The 12,899-nt window shown below is 71.9% G+C and carries 16 protein-coding genes; 6 read left to right on the top strand and 10 right to left on the bottom strand.

The window, feature by feature from the left end; translation table 11 throughout:
• A partial coding sequence (locus tag BZY54_RS37475) for an FAD-dependent monooxygenase (RefSeq protein ID WP_279634737.1) occupies positions 1-333 on the bottom strand: 333 nt, incomplete at its 3' end.
• Between the two features lie 132 nt (positions 334-465).
• Here BZY54_RS37475 and BZY54_RS37470 point away from each other — a divergent pair.
• The 3 genes from BZY54_RS37470 to BZY54_RS37460 all read left to right on the top strand — a co-directional run bounded on the left by BZY54_RS37470 (position 466) and on the right by BZY54_RS37460 (position 2,651).
• On the top strand, positions 466-1,074 hold the full coding sequence (locus BZY54_RS37470) for a TetR/AcrR family transcriptional regulator (RefSeq protein ID WP_086729790.1): 609 nt from the start codon (positions 466-468) through the stop codon (positions 1,072-1,074).
• A gap of 28 nt (positions 1,075-1,102) precedes the next feature.
• Positions 1,103-1,618 carry a DinB family protein gene (locus BZY54_RS37465; RefSeq protein WP_086729787.1) on the top strand — a complete coding sequence of 172 codons (516 nt, stop codon included), beginning with the start codon at positions 1,103-1,105 and terminating at the stop codon, positions 1,616-1,618.
• Positions 1,619-2,141: 523 nt separating this feature from the next.
• Positions 2,142-2,651: a hypothetical protein gene (locus BZY54_RS37460; RefSeq protein WP_086729786.1), complete on the top strand. Its 510-nt coding sequence runs from the start codon at positions 2,142-2,144 to the stop codon at positions 2,649-2,651.
• A 75-nt stretch (positions 2,652-2,726) separates the two neighbouring features.
• On the opposite strand, the gene BZY54_RS37455 is transcribed toward BZY54_RS37460, so the two are convergent.
• The 7 genes from BZY54_RS37455 to BZY54_RS37425 all read right to left on the bottom strand — a co-directional run bounded on the left by BZY54_RS37455 (position 2,727) and on the right by BZY54_RS37425 (position 8,932).
• A complete protein-coding gene (locus BZY54_RS37455) occupies positions 2,727-3,251 on the bottom strand; it encodes a hypothetical protein (RefSeq protein ID WP_086729785.1) in 525 nt (174 codons plus the stop codon).
• Positions 3,252-3,491: 240 nt separating this feature from the next.
• On the bottom strand, positions 3,492-4,175 hold the full coding sequence (gene ung, locus BZY54_RS37450) for a uracil-DNA glycosylase (protein WP_086729784.1): 684 nt from the start codon (positions 4,173-4,175) through the stop codon (positions 3,492-3,494).
• Between the two features lie 87 nt (positions 4,176-4,262).
• Entirely contained in the window at positions 4,263-5,840 is a 1,578-nt protein-coding gene (locus tag BZY54_RS37445; RefSeq protein WP_086729783.1) for an ABC transporter substrate-binding protein, read from the bottom strand.
• 221 nt (positions 5,841-6,061) lie between these two features.
• Positions 6,062-6,820 carry an SDR family oxidoreductase gene (locus BZY54_RS37440; protein ID WP_086729781.1) on the bottom strand — a complete coding sequence of 253 codons (759 nt, stop codon included), beginning with the start codon at positions 6,818-6,820 and terminating at the stop codon, positions 6,062-6,064.
• Between the two features lie 12 nt (positions 6,821-6,832).
• Positions 6,833-7,594, bottom strand: coding sequence for a 3-oxoacyl-ACP reductase FabG (gene fabG, locus BZY54_RS37435; RefSeq protein ID WP_086729780.1), 762 nt, complete (start codon positions 7,592-7,594; stop codon positions 6,833-6,835).
• Positions 7,595-7,721: 127 nt separating this feature from the next.
• Positions 7,722-8,171, bottom strand: a complete 450-nt coding sequence (locus tag BZY54_RS37430; protein ID WP_425276352.1) for a DUF3037 domain-containing protein — start codon at positions 8,169-8,171, stop codon at positions 7,722-7,724.
• A complete protein-coding gene (locus BZY54_RS37425; RefSeq protein ID WP_086729779.1) occupies positions 8,168-8,932 on the bottom strand; it encodes a HipA family kinase in 765 nt (254 codons plus the stop codon). Before BZY54_RS37425 ends, BZY54_RS37430 begins: the two co-directional genes overlap by 4 nt.
• Before the next feature lie 154 nt (positions 8,933-9,086).
• Between BZY54_RS37425 and BZY54_RS37420 the strand changes: the two genes are divergently transcribed.
• Together BZY54_RS37420 and BZY54_RS37415 are read left to right on the top strand one after the other, a co-directional pair.
• Positions 9,087-9,563: a Rieske (2Fe-2S) protein gene (locus tag BZY54_RS37420; RefSeq protein WP_086729777.1), complete on the top strand. Its 477-nt coding sequence runs from the start codon at positions 9,087-9,089 to the stop codon at positions 9,561-9,563.
• 193 nt (positions 9,564-9,756) lie between these two features.
• Entirely contained in the window at positions 9,757-10,224 is a 468-nt protein-coding gene (locus BZY54_RS37415; protein ID WP_086729776.1) for a pyridoxamine 5'-phosphate oxidase family protein, read from the top strand.
• A 14-nt stretch (positions 10,225-10,238) separates the two neighbouring features.
• On the opposite strand, the gene BZY54_RS37410 is transcribed toward BZY54_RS37415, so the two are convergent.
• Positions 10,239-11,141, bottom strand: coding sequence for a LysR family transcriptional regulator (locus tag BZY54_RS37410; protein ID WP_086729775.1), 903 nt, complete (start codon positions 11,139-11,141; stop codon positions 10,239-10,241).
• Between the two features lie 74 nt (positions 11,142-11,215).
• Between BZY54_RS37410 and BZY54_RS37405 the strand changes: the two genes are divergently transcribed.
• Positions 11,216-12,244, top strand: coding sequence for a DMT family transporter (locus BZY54_RS37405; RefSeq protein ID WP_086729774.1), 1,029 nt, complete (start codon positions 11,216-11,218; stop codon positions 12,242-12,244).
• A gap of 43 nt (positions 12,245-12,287) precedes the next feature.
• On the opposite strand, the gene BZY54_RS37400 is transcribed toward BZY54_RS37405, so the two are convergent.
• On the bottom strand, positions 12,288-12,899 hold a 612-nt coding region (locus BZY54_RS37400; RefSeq protein ID WP_483025157.1), incomplete at its 5' end, for a transcriptional regulator domain-containing protein.

The raw sequence follows: 12,899 nt of genomic DNA, 5'->3' as shown, positions 1-12,899 counted from the left end.
CCGCTGGGCCGCCGCGGCGGCGTCGGTCCGGGTGAGCCAGCGGCCGCCGGGCGTGCGCAGCCCGCCGTCGCCCTGCCAGGCGGCCAGGTCGCGGATCGCGTCGCCGATGCCGAGGACGTCCAGGGCGCGCAGGGCGTTCGGCGAGAGCGAGATGGCCGCGCCCACGGGTTCCAGTGAGCGGGCCCGCTCCAGCACGGTGACCTGCCGGCCGGTCCGGTGCAGGGCCGCGGCGGCGGCGAGGCCTCCGATGCCACCGCCGATGACGACGACACGTGGGGGACGGGACGGGGACATGGCTCCTCCTGCACAACCGAGACTACATCTGTAGTGCACCAACGGCTCGACGATACTACGGATGTAGTGCCGCGCACTACGGGCGTAGTGAAGCGCCGTACGGGTGTGGGCAGTGCCCTGCGGCCGGAGCGAAGTGCACTACGGGCGTAGTCGCCCGGTAGGTTGACCTTCATGTCCGCAGCTCCAGCGAACGCCTCGCGCCCCGAGCGCGTCGCCGACGCCGCCCTCGCCCTGCTCGCCGAGCGCGGGATGCGCGGCCTGACGCACCGGGCCGTCGACGAGGCTGCCGGGCTGCCGCAGGGCTCGACGTCGAACCTCGCGCGCACCCGCCAGGCCCTGCTCGACCTGGCGGTGCGACGGCTGGCCGAGCGGGAGGCGCGTGTGCTGGCGCCGCACGAGTGGCCGGACCCGCGGACCGGCGGCCTCGACTCGCTGGTGGACGGGCTGGCGCTGGCCACACACCGCGCGCTGACCCAGAACCGCGAACTCACCCTCGCCCGCTACGAGCTTGCCCTGGAGGCGACCCGCCGTCCCGAACTGCGCGCCCACTTCGACGCAGCGGGCGCCTACTTCCGTGACCAGCTCCGCGCGCTGGTCACGGCGATCGGTTCCTCCGACCCGGACCGGCACGTGCTGTCCCTGGTCGCCTGGGCGGACGGGCTGATGTTCTGCTGCGTGGCCGGCACCTTCCACACCCGGGTGCCCGAACTCGACGAGGTGCGGGCCGGCCTGCGGGAGCTGCTGGAGGGGATGTTCGGCTCCGGAAAAGGCATGGTGTGACGGAGCCGGGCTGCGACAGGATCTGGGCATGACGACGACGGAGCGCCGAGAGCCGGCCCAGGACGCCGACGAACGCAGCATGCTGGAAGGCTGGTTGGACTATCACCGGCAGACACTGGCGTGGAAGTGCGAGGGCCTGACCGACGAACAGCTGCGGACCGCGTCCGCCGAGCCGTCCGACCTGTCCCTGATGGGACTGGTACGGCACATGGCCGAGGTGGAACGGCACTGGTTCCGCACTGTGCTCGTGGGAGAGGAACCGAGGCCGATCTACTACACCGAGCAGGACCCCGACGGTGATCTCCACGTCACCGAGAAGGACACCTGGGCCGAGGCGTACGCCACCTGGCAGGCCGAGATCGAGGCCGCCCGCCGCAGCGCCTCCGGCATCGGCCTGGACGAACTGTCCGAGCGCCGCAGCAGGCACACCGACAAGCCGTTCAATCTGCGGTGGATCTACACCCACATGATCGAGGAATACGCCCGCCACAACGGCCACGCCGACCTGATCCGCGAGCGCCTGGACGGGACGACCGGGGACTGAGACGGGCCGAGCACAGTGGGAGGCCGGTTACCGGGCCTCGGGAGCGACGCGAGCCTGCGAACGCGGGCCGGGCGAGGGGCGGCGGCCACTGGGGCGGAGGCCACCGGGGCCGGGAGCCAGGGGACTCGCGACCGCGGTCGGGCACAGCGGGAGGCCGGCTACCCAGCCGGGGATACAAGGGGAGCTCGCCCCCCGGCCGGGGACCGCGCGGGCCGGCCACCGAGGTCGGGAGCCGAGAAGGCTCCCACGACCGGGGCGAGAGGTGACGGGGGCCGGCCACCCGAAGTCGGCGGCTGCGGCGGAGCTACGACCCGGGGGCCGGAACAAGGGGGCCGGGCCCTGGGACAACGGAACCGGCCCCCGGGCCCGCTGACCGAGGAACCCGGCCACCAGGCCATGACGTGCGGTCGGCGTCAGCCATACACAACGCCCGCACCCCCTACGGGGCCGGAGATCACCCGTGCGGGGCATCCTCGACCCGTCCGCCGTCCCCCGACGGCCCGGACCCAGCAGAGTTGCACGGGTGCATCGAACGACGACCACCGCAACGCTCCTGGTCACCGTGGCCGTCTCGGCCCTCACCGGCTGTGTCACGGTCGAGCGGCCTCCCGTGTCCCGCCCGGCGACGGCACTCTCCCCGCCTCCGACGCCCCGCCCGGACCGCAGCGGCGCCGCCGCACGACGGCCCGTCCAGGCACCGGCCCGGGAAGCCCTGGAACGCGTCGACGCGTCCGCATCCCCGGACCCGACCGTCGGCACCTCGGACCCGACCGTCGGCACCTCACAGGCCCCGGCAGCCCCCGCACCACCGGGGCGACAGCACCGGGCCCCGGCACCGCGCTTCCCCGGCCACCACCAGTGGCACTCGGGCCCCCACCACCGGCGTCCGCCACGGACACCGCACACCGAAGCCCCCTCCGGCACCCATGCGGTACCGGGGAACCCCGGCGTCTGCGCCCTCGGCAGGCAGTACGGCGGCTGGCGCCCGGACAGTCCCGAGGCACGGATCTGCGGCCAGACATACGGCCGTTGAGGCCTCTTCAGGCCCCGCGGAGCAGCCTCCGGACGGCCGGACAGGAACGCACCGGCCGGCACCGGCCCGACAGCCCTAGGACCGCTGACGAGGCGGTCCCCCCGCATCCCCGCCGGGACCGGAACCGTCCTCGCCCAACCGCAGTTCCAGCCGGTGGATCGCCGCGCGGACCCCGTCGCCGTAACTGTCGTCGGCGAGGGCGTCGGCCGCGCCGCGTGCGCGGTCGAGGTGGCTGCGGGCCGCCTCGCAGCGGCCCAGCTTCACATAGTCGGCGGCGAGGTTCAGATGGAGGGACGGGTAGAGGGCGCGGGCCGCCGGCGCGCCCTCGTGCTCGGCGAGCCGGTCGTCCGTCAGCTCTTCCGCCGCCGACAGCGCCCTGAGGTCCCAGGCCAGCTCGTCCGAGGGGTCGTCCTGGGTGTCCGCCATGTAGTGGGCCAGCGTGCAGCGGTGCAGCGGATCGCCGTCCTCGCCGATCTCTCCCCACAGATCGAGGAACCGCACCCGTGCCTCCTCACGGTCCCCGGCGTGGTGCAGCATGACGCACTGCCCGATCCGCGTCAGCACGGCGTCCGACGCCGCCTGCTCCTGTCGTTCCGTCACCACGGCCTCCAGCGATGTCCCCGACCCGACTCCCCCGACGTTAGGGCCCTGCCTGCCGAATCCCGCCGAAGACGCGGACCCGGAGACGCACATCTGGCGGTCCCGCCGCGCTCGGCGGAACCGCCTGCGGCCGACAATGGGAGGATCTGTGCCACCCGCCGAGCCACCGCAGGTCGAGGCGGTCAGTCCTGGCCCGTACCCTCCGTTCGCCCCCGCCGCTCATACCGACGGCGGCCGGGCTCAGCCCAGGTCGGGGATCTGCCAGTCGATCGGCTCGTGGCCCTGGCGGGCCACCGCCTCGTTGATCTGGGTGAACGGGCGGGAGCCGAAGAACTTCTTCGCCGAGAGCGGCGACGGGTGCGCGCCCTTGACGACCACGTGCCGGGACTCGTCGATCAGGGGGAGCTTCTTCTGGGCGTAGTTGCCCCACAGGACGAACACGGCCGGGTCGGGCCGGCCGGCCACCGCGCGGATCACCGCGTCGGTGAACTTCTCCCAACCGCGCCCCTTGTGGGAGTTGGCCTCGCCGGCGCGGACCGTCAGCACCGCGTTGAGCAGGAGCACGCCCTGCTCCGCCCACGGCATCAGGTAGCCGTTGTCCGGGACGGTCGTGCCCAGCTCCTCGTGCATCTCCTTGTAGATGTTGCGCAGCGACGGCGGGATCCGCACTCCGGGACGCACCGAGAAGCACAGACCGTGGCCCTGTCCCTCGCCGTGGTACGGGTCCTGCCCTAGGACCAGCACCTTGACCTTGTCGTACGGCGTGGCGTCCAGCGCGGCGAAGACCTCCTCGCGCGGCGGGTAGACGGGGCCCTTCGCCCGCTCCTCCTCGACGAACTCGGTCAGCTCCTTGAAGTAGGGCTGCTGCAGCTCGTCACCCAGAACCCCGCGCCAGGACTCGGGCAGCATGGCGATGTCGGTCACGTCAACGTCCTTACGGTGTGCGGTCACTTCCAGGCCACTGAACCTACAGGCGACCACTGACAACGGCTCCCCCGGCCGTCCTGACCCCTACCAGCTGGTCTTGCGGTACAGCTCCCACATCGTCATGATCGACGACGGGTCGAGTGCCCGCTCGCCGCCCGAGATGTCGTCGCTCGCGGCCACGTACTGCTTGCCCTGCCACAGCGGCAGCAGCCGTGCGTCGTTCACCAGTATCTGCTGGGCCCGCTCGAACTCCTTCACCACGTTCGCGCGGTCGCTCACGCTGCGGGACTCGGGCAGCAGCACCTTGGTGATCTCGGGCGACGGGTACGGTGTGCCGAGCGCGTTCTGCTGCCCCACGAACGGGGCGATGAAGTTGTCGGCGTCGGGGAAGTCCGGGGACCAGCCGCGCCCGAAGACCGGGTACTCGCCCTTCTGGTAGCCCACGACGTACGTCTTCCACGGCCGGCTCTGCAGAGTGACCGTGAACAGGCCGGAGTCCTCCAGCTGCCGCTTGAGCTCCTGGAACTCCTTGGCGGTCTCGGAGCCGTAGCGGTCGGTGGTGTACCAGAGAGTGAGCGGGACCTTCCCGGTGATGCCCGCCTCGGAGAGGATCTTGCGGGCCTTGGGCACGCTCGGGTCGCCGAAGTCGTCGAAGAAGCCCGTGGTGTGGCCGGTCAGCCCCTTGGGAACCATGGAGTACAGCGGGTCGACGGTGTCCTTGTAGACGTTGTGGGCGAGCGCGGGCCGGTCGACGATCTGGGCGACGGCTTTCCGCACGGCCGGCTTGGCCGCCCAGGAGTCCTTCGGGTTGAACACCAGGTAGCTGATGTCGGCGCCCGCTCCCTCGACGAGCTGCAGGTCCTCGGTTCCCTTGCTCTGCAGGGCGACGATGTCGTCGGCGGCCAGACCGCGGTAGGTCACGTCGATGGTGCGGTCGCGCAGCGCCTTGACCATCGTGGCCGAGTCCTGGAAGTAGCGGATGGTCACCGCATCGTTTCTGCGCTCGGCGAACCCCTTGTAGTTGCCGTTCTTGACCAGGACCGCCTGCTTGCCCTCCTGGTACGACTTGAGCGTGTACGGGCCGGAGCCGTAGACCCTGCCGTCGTTGCGCAGGGCATGAGAGGGGTAGTCCTCGGGATCGACGATCGACATGGCCGGGGTGGCGAGCACGAACGGGAAGGTGGCGTCGGGCTTGTTGAGCTGGAAGACGACCTCCCGGTCGCCCACCACCTGCACCCGGTCCAGGCTGCCGAGCAGGCCGGCGGGTCCCCCCGCCACATTGATGTTCCGGATGCGGTCGATGGAGTACTTGACGGCGCCGGCGTCCAGCGGGTGCCCGTCGGCGAACTTCATGCCCGAGCGCAGTTCGCAGCGGTAGGTGCGGTTGGAGGCGTCGGTGAACCTGCAGCTGCTCGCGGCGTCGGGCTGGGGTGTGGTCGCACCGTTGGGGTAGGCCAGGAGCGTCTGGTAGATGTTCCGGAACAGCTCCCAGGAACCGTCCCACGCCGCCGCCGGGTCGAGTGTGCTGGGCGCACTGGTCGTCCCCACGACGATGGGCCCCTTGCTGTCGGGGTTGCCGTCGGAAAAGACGCTGCACCCGGCCACAAGGGATATGGAAGCGATCACCACCGCGGGCCGCAGACATCGGTTCCGATTGAACACGCGCACGCTCCTCGATCCGCCGTACCAAGGGTCGGCAGACCTTACCGCGGCTGTCCCCTCCTTGAACCCGCAATGAACATGGTCTTGATCAGCGTGTGACTGACTACGTTGTCATAGGGTCGTGGCACCGGTCGTGCGACGACAGCGGGGCCGTTTCCGTCAAGGGGGACGAGGAAATCCTCCCCGAAACGGAAACGGCCCCGGGCCGGTCGGCCGACCGGTCAGCCCACTCCGGCGTTGAGGAACATGCCGCCGTCGATGACGAGCGTCTGGCCCGTGATCCAGTCGGACTGCTCGGAGGTGAGGAACGCCGCCGCGCCGCCGATGTCGGAGGGCACCCCGAGCCGGCCGAGCGGGTAGGACGCGGCCGCCTCCTCCTCGCGACCCTCGTACAGGGCCTGCGCGAACTTGGTCTTCACCACGGCCGGCGCGATGGCGTTGACCCGCACCCGGGGCGCGAACTCGTGCGCCAGCTGCTGCGTCAGGTTGATCATCGCCGCCTTGCTGATGCCGTAGGCGCCGATGAACGGCGAGGGCGCGAGGCCCGCGATCGAGGCGATGTTGACGATCGCGCCGCCGTTGTCCTTCTGCCAGGCGTGCCAGGTGCGCTGGGCGAAGCCGAGCGCGGAGACGACGTTGGTCTCGAAGACCTTGCGCGCCACGTTCAGGTCGAGGTCGGCGATCGGGCCGAACACCGGGTTGGTACCGGCGTTGTTGACCAGGTGGTCGACGCGGCCGAACGCCTCCATGACGCGTTCGACGGCCTCGGCCTGGTGGGCCTCGTCGTGGGCCTTGCCCGCGACGCCGATGACCCGGTCGGCACCGAGCTTCTCGACGGCCTCCTTCAGGGCGTCCTCGTTGCGGCCGGTGATGCACACCCGGTCACCGCGGGCCACCAGTGCCTCGGCGATGCCGTAGCCGATGCCGCGGCTGGCGCCGGTGACGAGGACGACCTTGCCGGTCAGTTCCACGGAAGTCATCTGCCCGTTTCCTTAGTTGAGCGGTCCGCCGGCGACGTAGAGCACCTGGCCGGAGACGAAGCCGGCCGCGTCGCCGGTGAAGAAGGCGATCGCGTTGGCGATGTCCTCGGGCTCACCGACGCGCTGCACCGGGATCTGGGTGGCGGCGGCGGCCTTGAAGTCGTCGAAGTTCATGCCGACGCGCTCGGCGGTGGCCTTGGTCATCTCGGTGGCGATGAAACCGGGGGCGACGGAGTTGGCGGTGATGCCGAACTTGCCGAGCTCCTTGGCGAGGGTCTTGGTGAAGCCCTGGAGACCGGCCTTGGCGGCCGAGTAGTTGACCTGGCCGCGGTTGCCGAGCGCGGAGGACGAGGAGAGGTTGACGATCCGGCCGAAGCCCGCGTCCACCATGTGCTTCTGCACGGCGCGGGCCATGAGGAAGGAGCCGCGCAGGTGCACGTTCATGACGGTGTCCCAGTCCGAGACGCTCATCTTGAACAGCAGGTTGTCGCGGAGCACGCCCGCGTTGTTGACGAGGATGGTCGGCGCGCCGAGTTCCTCGACGACACGGGCGATCGCCGTCTCGACCTGCGCCTCGTCCGAGACGTCGGCGCCGACCGCGATGGCCCTGCCGCCCGCCGCGGTGATCTTCTCCACGGTGTCCTTGCAGGCGGACTCGTCGAGGTCGATCACGGCGACCGCGCGGCCTTCGGCGGCCAGTCGTACGGCGGTGGCGGCGCCGATGCCGCGCGCGGCACCGGTGACGACGGCTACCCGCTGCTCAGTGCTGGACATTGCTGCTTCTCCTCGCCCTTGAGAGAACCTGATGTGTGCGGTGAGCAACCGCTTAGTACCTTCGGTAGACGTGACGCTAGAAGCCCTGGCACGCGGTGTCAACGACACAGGGTGCCGGTGTGATCCATTACCTCACCAGAAGGTCCAGCAATCGCTCCGTCTCGGCGGCCGGATCGGTGGTCAGCCCGGTGTGCACCGGCCCGGGCTGCACGACTGTCGAGCGGGGAGCGATCAGCCAGCGGAACCGCCGCCCGGCGTCGTCGCGGGCGGCCTGCCCGGCCGCCGCCCCGCCGGCGCACACGCTCTCGACGGCGCGCAGCGCGGCCCGCACCCCGGCCACGTCCGCGACGGCGTCGAGGGCGAGCAGCCGGGCCTCGTCGAGGTGGGTGCGGGCACCGACGTAGGACCGGGCCCGGCAATAGACGATCACGCCCGCGTTGATGCACTCGCCGCGTTCGACGCGCGGTACGACGCGCAGCAGGGCGTACTCGAAGACGTCCCGGTCACCGCCCTGGCCGGCCCTGGTGATGTGGCGGTCGCCCGCCTGGCGGCCGCCGATGATGTGGTGGTCGCTCACTTGGCCCCCTCGATGCCGGTGATGCGCTCGTGGATGACGGCGGCCCGCGCGAGCAGCGGGCGTGCGTACGCCCGGCGCAGGTCGTCCGGGGTGTCGAAGCCGGGCTCGCCGGCCAGCCAGACGTCCGGGATCTCGGCGGTGACCTCGGCGAGCATGTCCTCGGTGACCAGGGGCGCGAGCCGGGCCGCGGCGGCGGCGAGATCCGGGGCGAAGGGCGCGAGCGCATGGTCGGAGGCGTCGTACGGGCGGGCCGCGGAGGCTTCGGCGCCGGGCCAGTTGTGGTGCCAGATCATGGTCGCGCCGTGGTCGATGAGCCACAGCTCGCCGCGCCACCTGAGCAGGTTGGGGTTGCGCCAGGAGCGGTCCACGTTGCCCACCAGTGCGTCGAACCAGACGATCCGCCCGGCCTCCTCGGCGTCCACGGAGAAGGCCAGCGGGTCGAAGCCGAGCGCGCCGGACAGGAAGTCCATCCCGAGGTTGGTGCCGCCGCTGGACCTCAGCAACTCCTGCACCTGCTCCTCGGGTTCACCGAGGCCGAGGACCGGGTCCAGACCGATCGTCACCAGTCGGGGCACCCGCAGTCCCAGCCGGCGGGCGAGTTCGCCGCAGACGACCTCGGCGACGAGCGTCTTGCGCCCCTGTCCGGCACCGATGAACTTCAGGACGTACGTGCCGAAGTCGTCGGCCTCGACGAGGCCCGGCAGCGAGCCGCCCTCACGCAGCGGTGTGATGAACCGGGTCGCGTTGACTTCCTTGAGCATCGCCCCAGGTTACTGGGGTCTTGGCACGAGTTCCGCCATCGTCTGAACGCCCGGCGCCCGGCGGACGTACCCCTGTACGGATCACAAGTCGGATCACGAAGTCCGGGCGGATCGCGAGGTCCGCCCCTGAAGTCTGTGCGAAGGGAACGTCGGCATGACCAGCGAATCGCTTCAGCCCCAGGGGGCACCGGCCCGCCGCACCGTCGTGGCGGCGGTGGGAGCGGCGGGGCTCGCCGTCGCGCTGACCGCGTGCGGGTCGGACGACACGTCGTCGTCCGGTTCGGCCACCACTCAGAACGGAAGTGCCGCCAACGGCAGCGGCGGCGACGGGGCCGGCTCCTCCGGTGCCGTGCTCGCCAAGACCGCCGACATCCCGGAGGGCGGGGGCAAGATCTTCGCCAAGGAGGGCGTGGTGGTGACGCAGCCGGTGAAGGGGCAGTTCAAGGCCTTCTCGTCGAAGTGCACCCACCAGGGGTGCGCGGTGAGCGGAATCGCGGGCGGCGTGATCAGCTGCCCGTGTCACCACAGCGAGTTCTCCACGGCCGACGGCAGCGTCAGGAAGGGCCCCGCGACCCAGCCGCTGCCGGCCAGGAACATCTCGGTCTCGGGGGACGAGATCAAGCTGGCCTGACCCGCGCCGCTCGCGCTCATGCCGGCCAGGCCACCGGGTCCGCTCCACGGCCTTGCTCGGCGACCGCGGTCGGGCCGCGACGCGCACGGCCGCCCCGCCGGCCGGCTGCTCCTCGGGCGCACGGCCGGCGGCGTGGGGCAGCGCGGGTGATGAGATTCTGGCCCGACGCGGGAGAAGAGAAGAGGGAGGCCGCATGACCGTCACCCAGCGCCGGGGCCGGAAGATCATGATGACGCCGGGCGAGCTGGACGAGTTCCTCACCACCCAGCGCACCTGCCGGGTCGCCACGGCGTCGCCCGGCGGCCTCCCGCACGTGAGCCCCCTGTGGTTCGCCTGGGACGGCACCTCGCTGTGGCTGTACTCCGTGGTGCGCAGCCGGCGCTGGGCGGATCTGCGCCGCGATCCCCGGGTGGCGGTCGTGGTCGACACGGGTGAGGAGTACGACCGGCTGCGGGGCGTCGAGCTGTCCGGCACGGCGCAGTTCGTGGGAGAGGTACCGCGCACCGGGGAGCCGTGCGCGGAACTCGACGTCCCCGAGACGCTGTTCGCCCGCAAGAACTTCGGTCTGGAGGAGATGCCGCACGACGGGCGGCACGCGTGGGTGCGGCTGACCCCGGAGAGGATCGTCTCCTGGGACTTCCGCAAGCTGGGCTCGGACTGAGCGCCGGCGCCGACTCAGTCGACCTGCTCCCCCGCCGCGCGCAGGGCGTCGACCGCCGCGCGGATCGAGGGGCGGCGATCGGCGTCGGCGCGCCAGACGGCGTAGACGTGCCGCCGTACCGCCTGCCGCACGGGAACGGTCCGCACCCCGGCGGGCAGCGGCCCGCGCCCGAGCCGCGGCGCCACGCACACCCCGAGGCCGGCGGCGACCAGGGCGAGCTGGGTGGCGTGTTCCTCGGCGCGGTGCGCGATGCGCGGTTCGACACCCTTGGAGCGCAGGGTGTCCAGCAGCCACTCGTGGCAGAACTCCGCGTCGCGCCAGGTGATCCAGTCGTCGTCGGCGAACTCCTCCAGGTCGACCTCGACCCGGTCCGCGTACGGGTGGGCGGCGGGCAGGGCCACGTCGGCGGCGTCGTCGAGGATCGGCGCCCGGGTGAGCCCCTCGGGCACGGGCAGCGGCTTGTTGTACCAGTCGAGGACGACCGCCATGTCGACGTCGCCGCGCAGCACGGCGCGCACCGCGAGCGAGGGCTCGACCTCGTCGGTGGTGACGCTGAGGCCCGGGTGCCGGGCGCGCAGATGGCACAGCGCCATGGGGAAGAGTCCGCGCGCGGCGGTCGGGAACGCGCCGAGCCGCAGTGCGCCGACCACCTGCCCGCGCTGGGCCTCCAGGTCGGACTGGGCCAGCTCGACCTGTGACAGGATGCGCGCCGCGTGCTCGGCGAGCAGCCGGCCGGCGTCCGTGAGCCGCACGCCCCGGCCGTTCCTGGCGAGCAGCTGCTGGCCCACCTCCCGCTCCAGCTTGGCCATCTGCTGCGAGACGGCCGAGGTCGTCACATGCAGTCCGTCGGCCGCGCCGCTGACCGAGCCGTGCCGGGCCAGGGCGTCGAGGGTGCGCAGTCGCTCCAGGTTCAACATGTAAGCGATGCTACGAGGTATCGCGCGCGAATTCTCGATTGTGCTAAGAGGTCGGATCAGTGCATGGTACGACCATGAGCACCACGACCATCTCGTCCAAGCCGTCCGTCCCGGCCGGCGGGGTCCGCCGACCTCTCCACTGGCGGGTCCGTTTCACCTTCCTGTCGCTCATCTGGGGCTTCAGCTTCCTGTTCATGAAGGTGGGCACACACGGATTCGCGCCGTTCCAGGTGACCCTGGGACGCCTGGTGTTCGGCACGGCGGTGCTCGTCGTGGCGATGGCGGTGAAGCGGGAGCGGCTGCCGCGCGGCGCCCGCACCTGGGCGCACCTGGCGGTCGCCGGGTTCTTCCTCAACGCCCTGCCCTTCTCGCTGTTCGCGTACTCGGAGCTGACGATCCCCTCCACGCTCGCGGGCATCTGCAACGCGACGTCGCCGCTGTGGGGCATGGTCCTGTCCCTCGTCGCCCTCTCGGAGGACCGCCCGACCCGGGTGCGGGTGGCGGGTCTCGGCCTCGGCTTCCTCGGGGTGCTCACGGTGCTGGGCGCCTGGCAGGGCTTCCACGGCCTGGACGCGCGCGGCACGACGATGGCGCTGCTGGCCTCGCTGAGCTACCCGGTCGGCTGGATCTACGTCCGGCGCACCCTGGCCGGCTCCACGGAGTCGCACCTGTCGCTGACCGGGGGCCAGCTGCTGCTGGCGACGGTGCAGCTGGCCGTGGTCACCCCGTTGTTCACGGACCTGCCGAGCCACCTGTCGGTGGTGCCGCTGCTCGCGATCGCCGCGCTGGGGGCACTGGGCACGGGCGTCGCGATGCTCGTCCAGTACGGCCTGGTCGCCGAGGTCGGCCCGACGACCGCCCAGATGGTCACCTACTTCGTTCCGATCATCGCCACCGCCGCGGGCGTCGCCGTCCTCGGCGAGCACCTGACCTGGTCGACCCCGGTCGGCGCGGTGATCGTCCTGGCGGGCGCGGCCCTCACCCAGGCCCGGCCCAGGAGCGGCCACCGGTCCGGCACGCAGCAGGCCGAGGGTGCGGCCGCGCCGGACTCCGGGACGACGCCCCGAGAGTCCTCCCGGCCCGAGCCCGCGGCCAAGGCGTAGCCGCTGCGGGGCCGACTGTGACGGCAGGACGCCCCGGCGGGCTTCAGACGTAACTTCGCACAGGCGCCGGCCCGAGGGCCGCCGCCACGAAGTCCGCCAGCGGCGCCACCTCGTCGTCCCGCAGCGTGGAGACGGTGATCCGGATGCCCGGCGGCGCGCTCATCCGGAAGCGGGCGCCCGGGGCGACCGCCCAGCCCGCGTGCAGCAGCCGGGCGACGGCACCGGTCTCGTCCGGCACGGGCACCCACACGTTCATCCCGCTGCGCCCCTGGGCTGCGACGCCTCGTTGCGCCAGCGCGCCGATCAGCGCCTCGCGCCGTCTTCCGTACTCCGCCGCCACCGCGCGCGTGTCCGGCACCCCGTCCCGCCACAGCCGTACGACCGCGCGCTGCAGCAGCAGGCTCACCCAGCCGGGCCCGAGCCGCTGCCGCCCGCGGACCCGGTCGACGGTGATCTCGTCGCCGGTGAGCACGGCGAGCCTCAGGTCGGGGCCGTAGGCCTTGGCGACCGACCGTACGAAGGCCCAGTGCCGGGTGACTCCGGCCAATGGGTGCAGGGGGAGGTCGACGATGCCGTGGCCGTGGTCGTCCTCGATCAGCAGGGTCTCGGGGTGCTCGCGCAGTACGGCCCGCAGGGCACGCGCGCGCGTGCCGCT

It is taken from the genome of Streptomyces carpinensis (assembly GCF_002154505.1).
GTDB lineage: Bacteria > Actinomycetota > Actinomycetes > Streptomycetales > Streptomycetaceae > Streptomyces > Streptomyces carpinensis.
The sequence above is the reverse complement of the archived record's forward strand: the minus strand, read 5'-3'. Positions and strand labels throughout refer to the sequence as shown.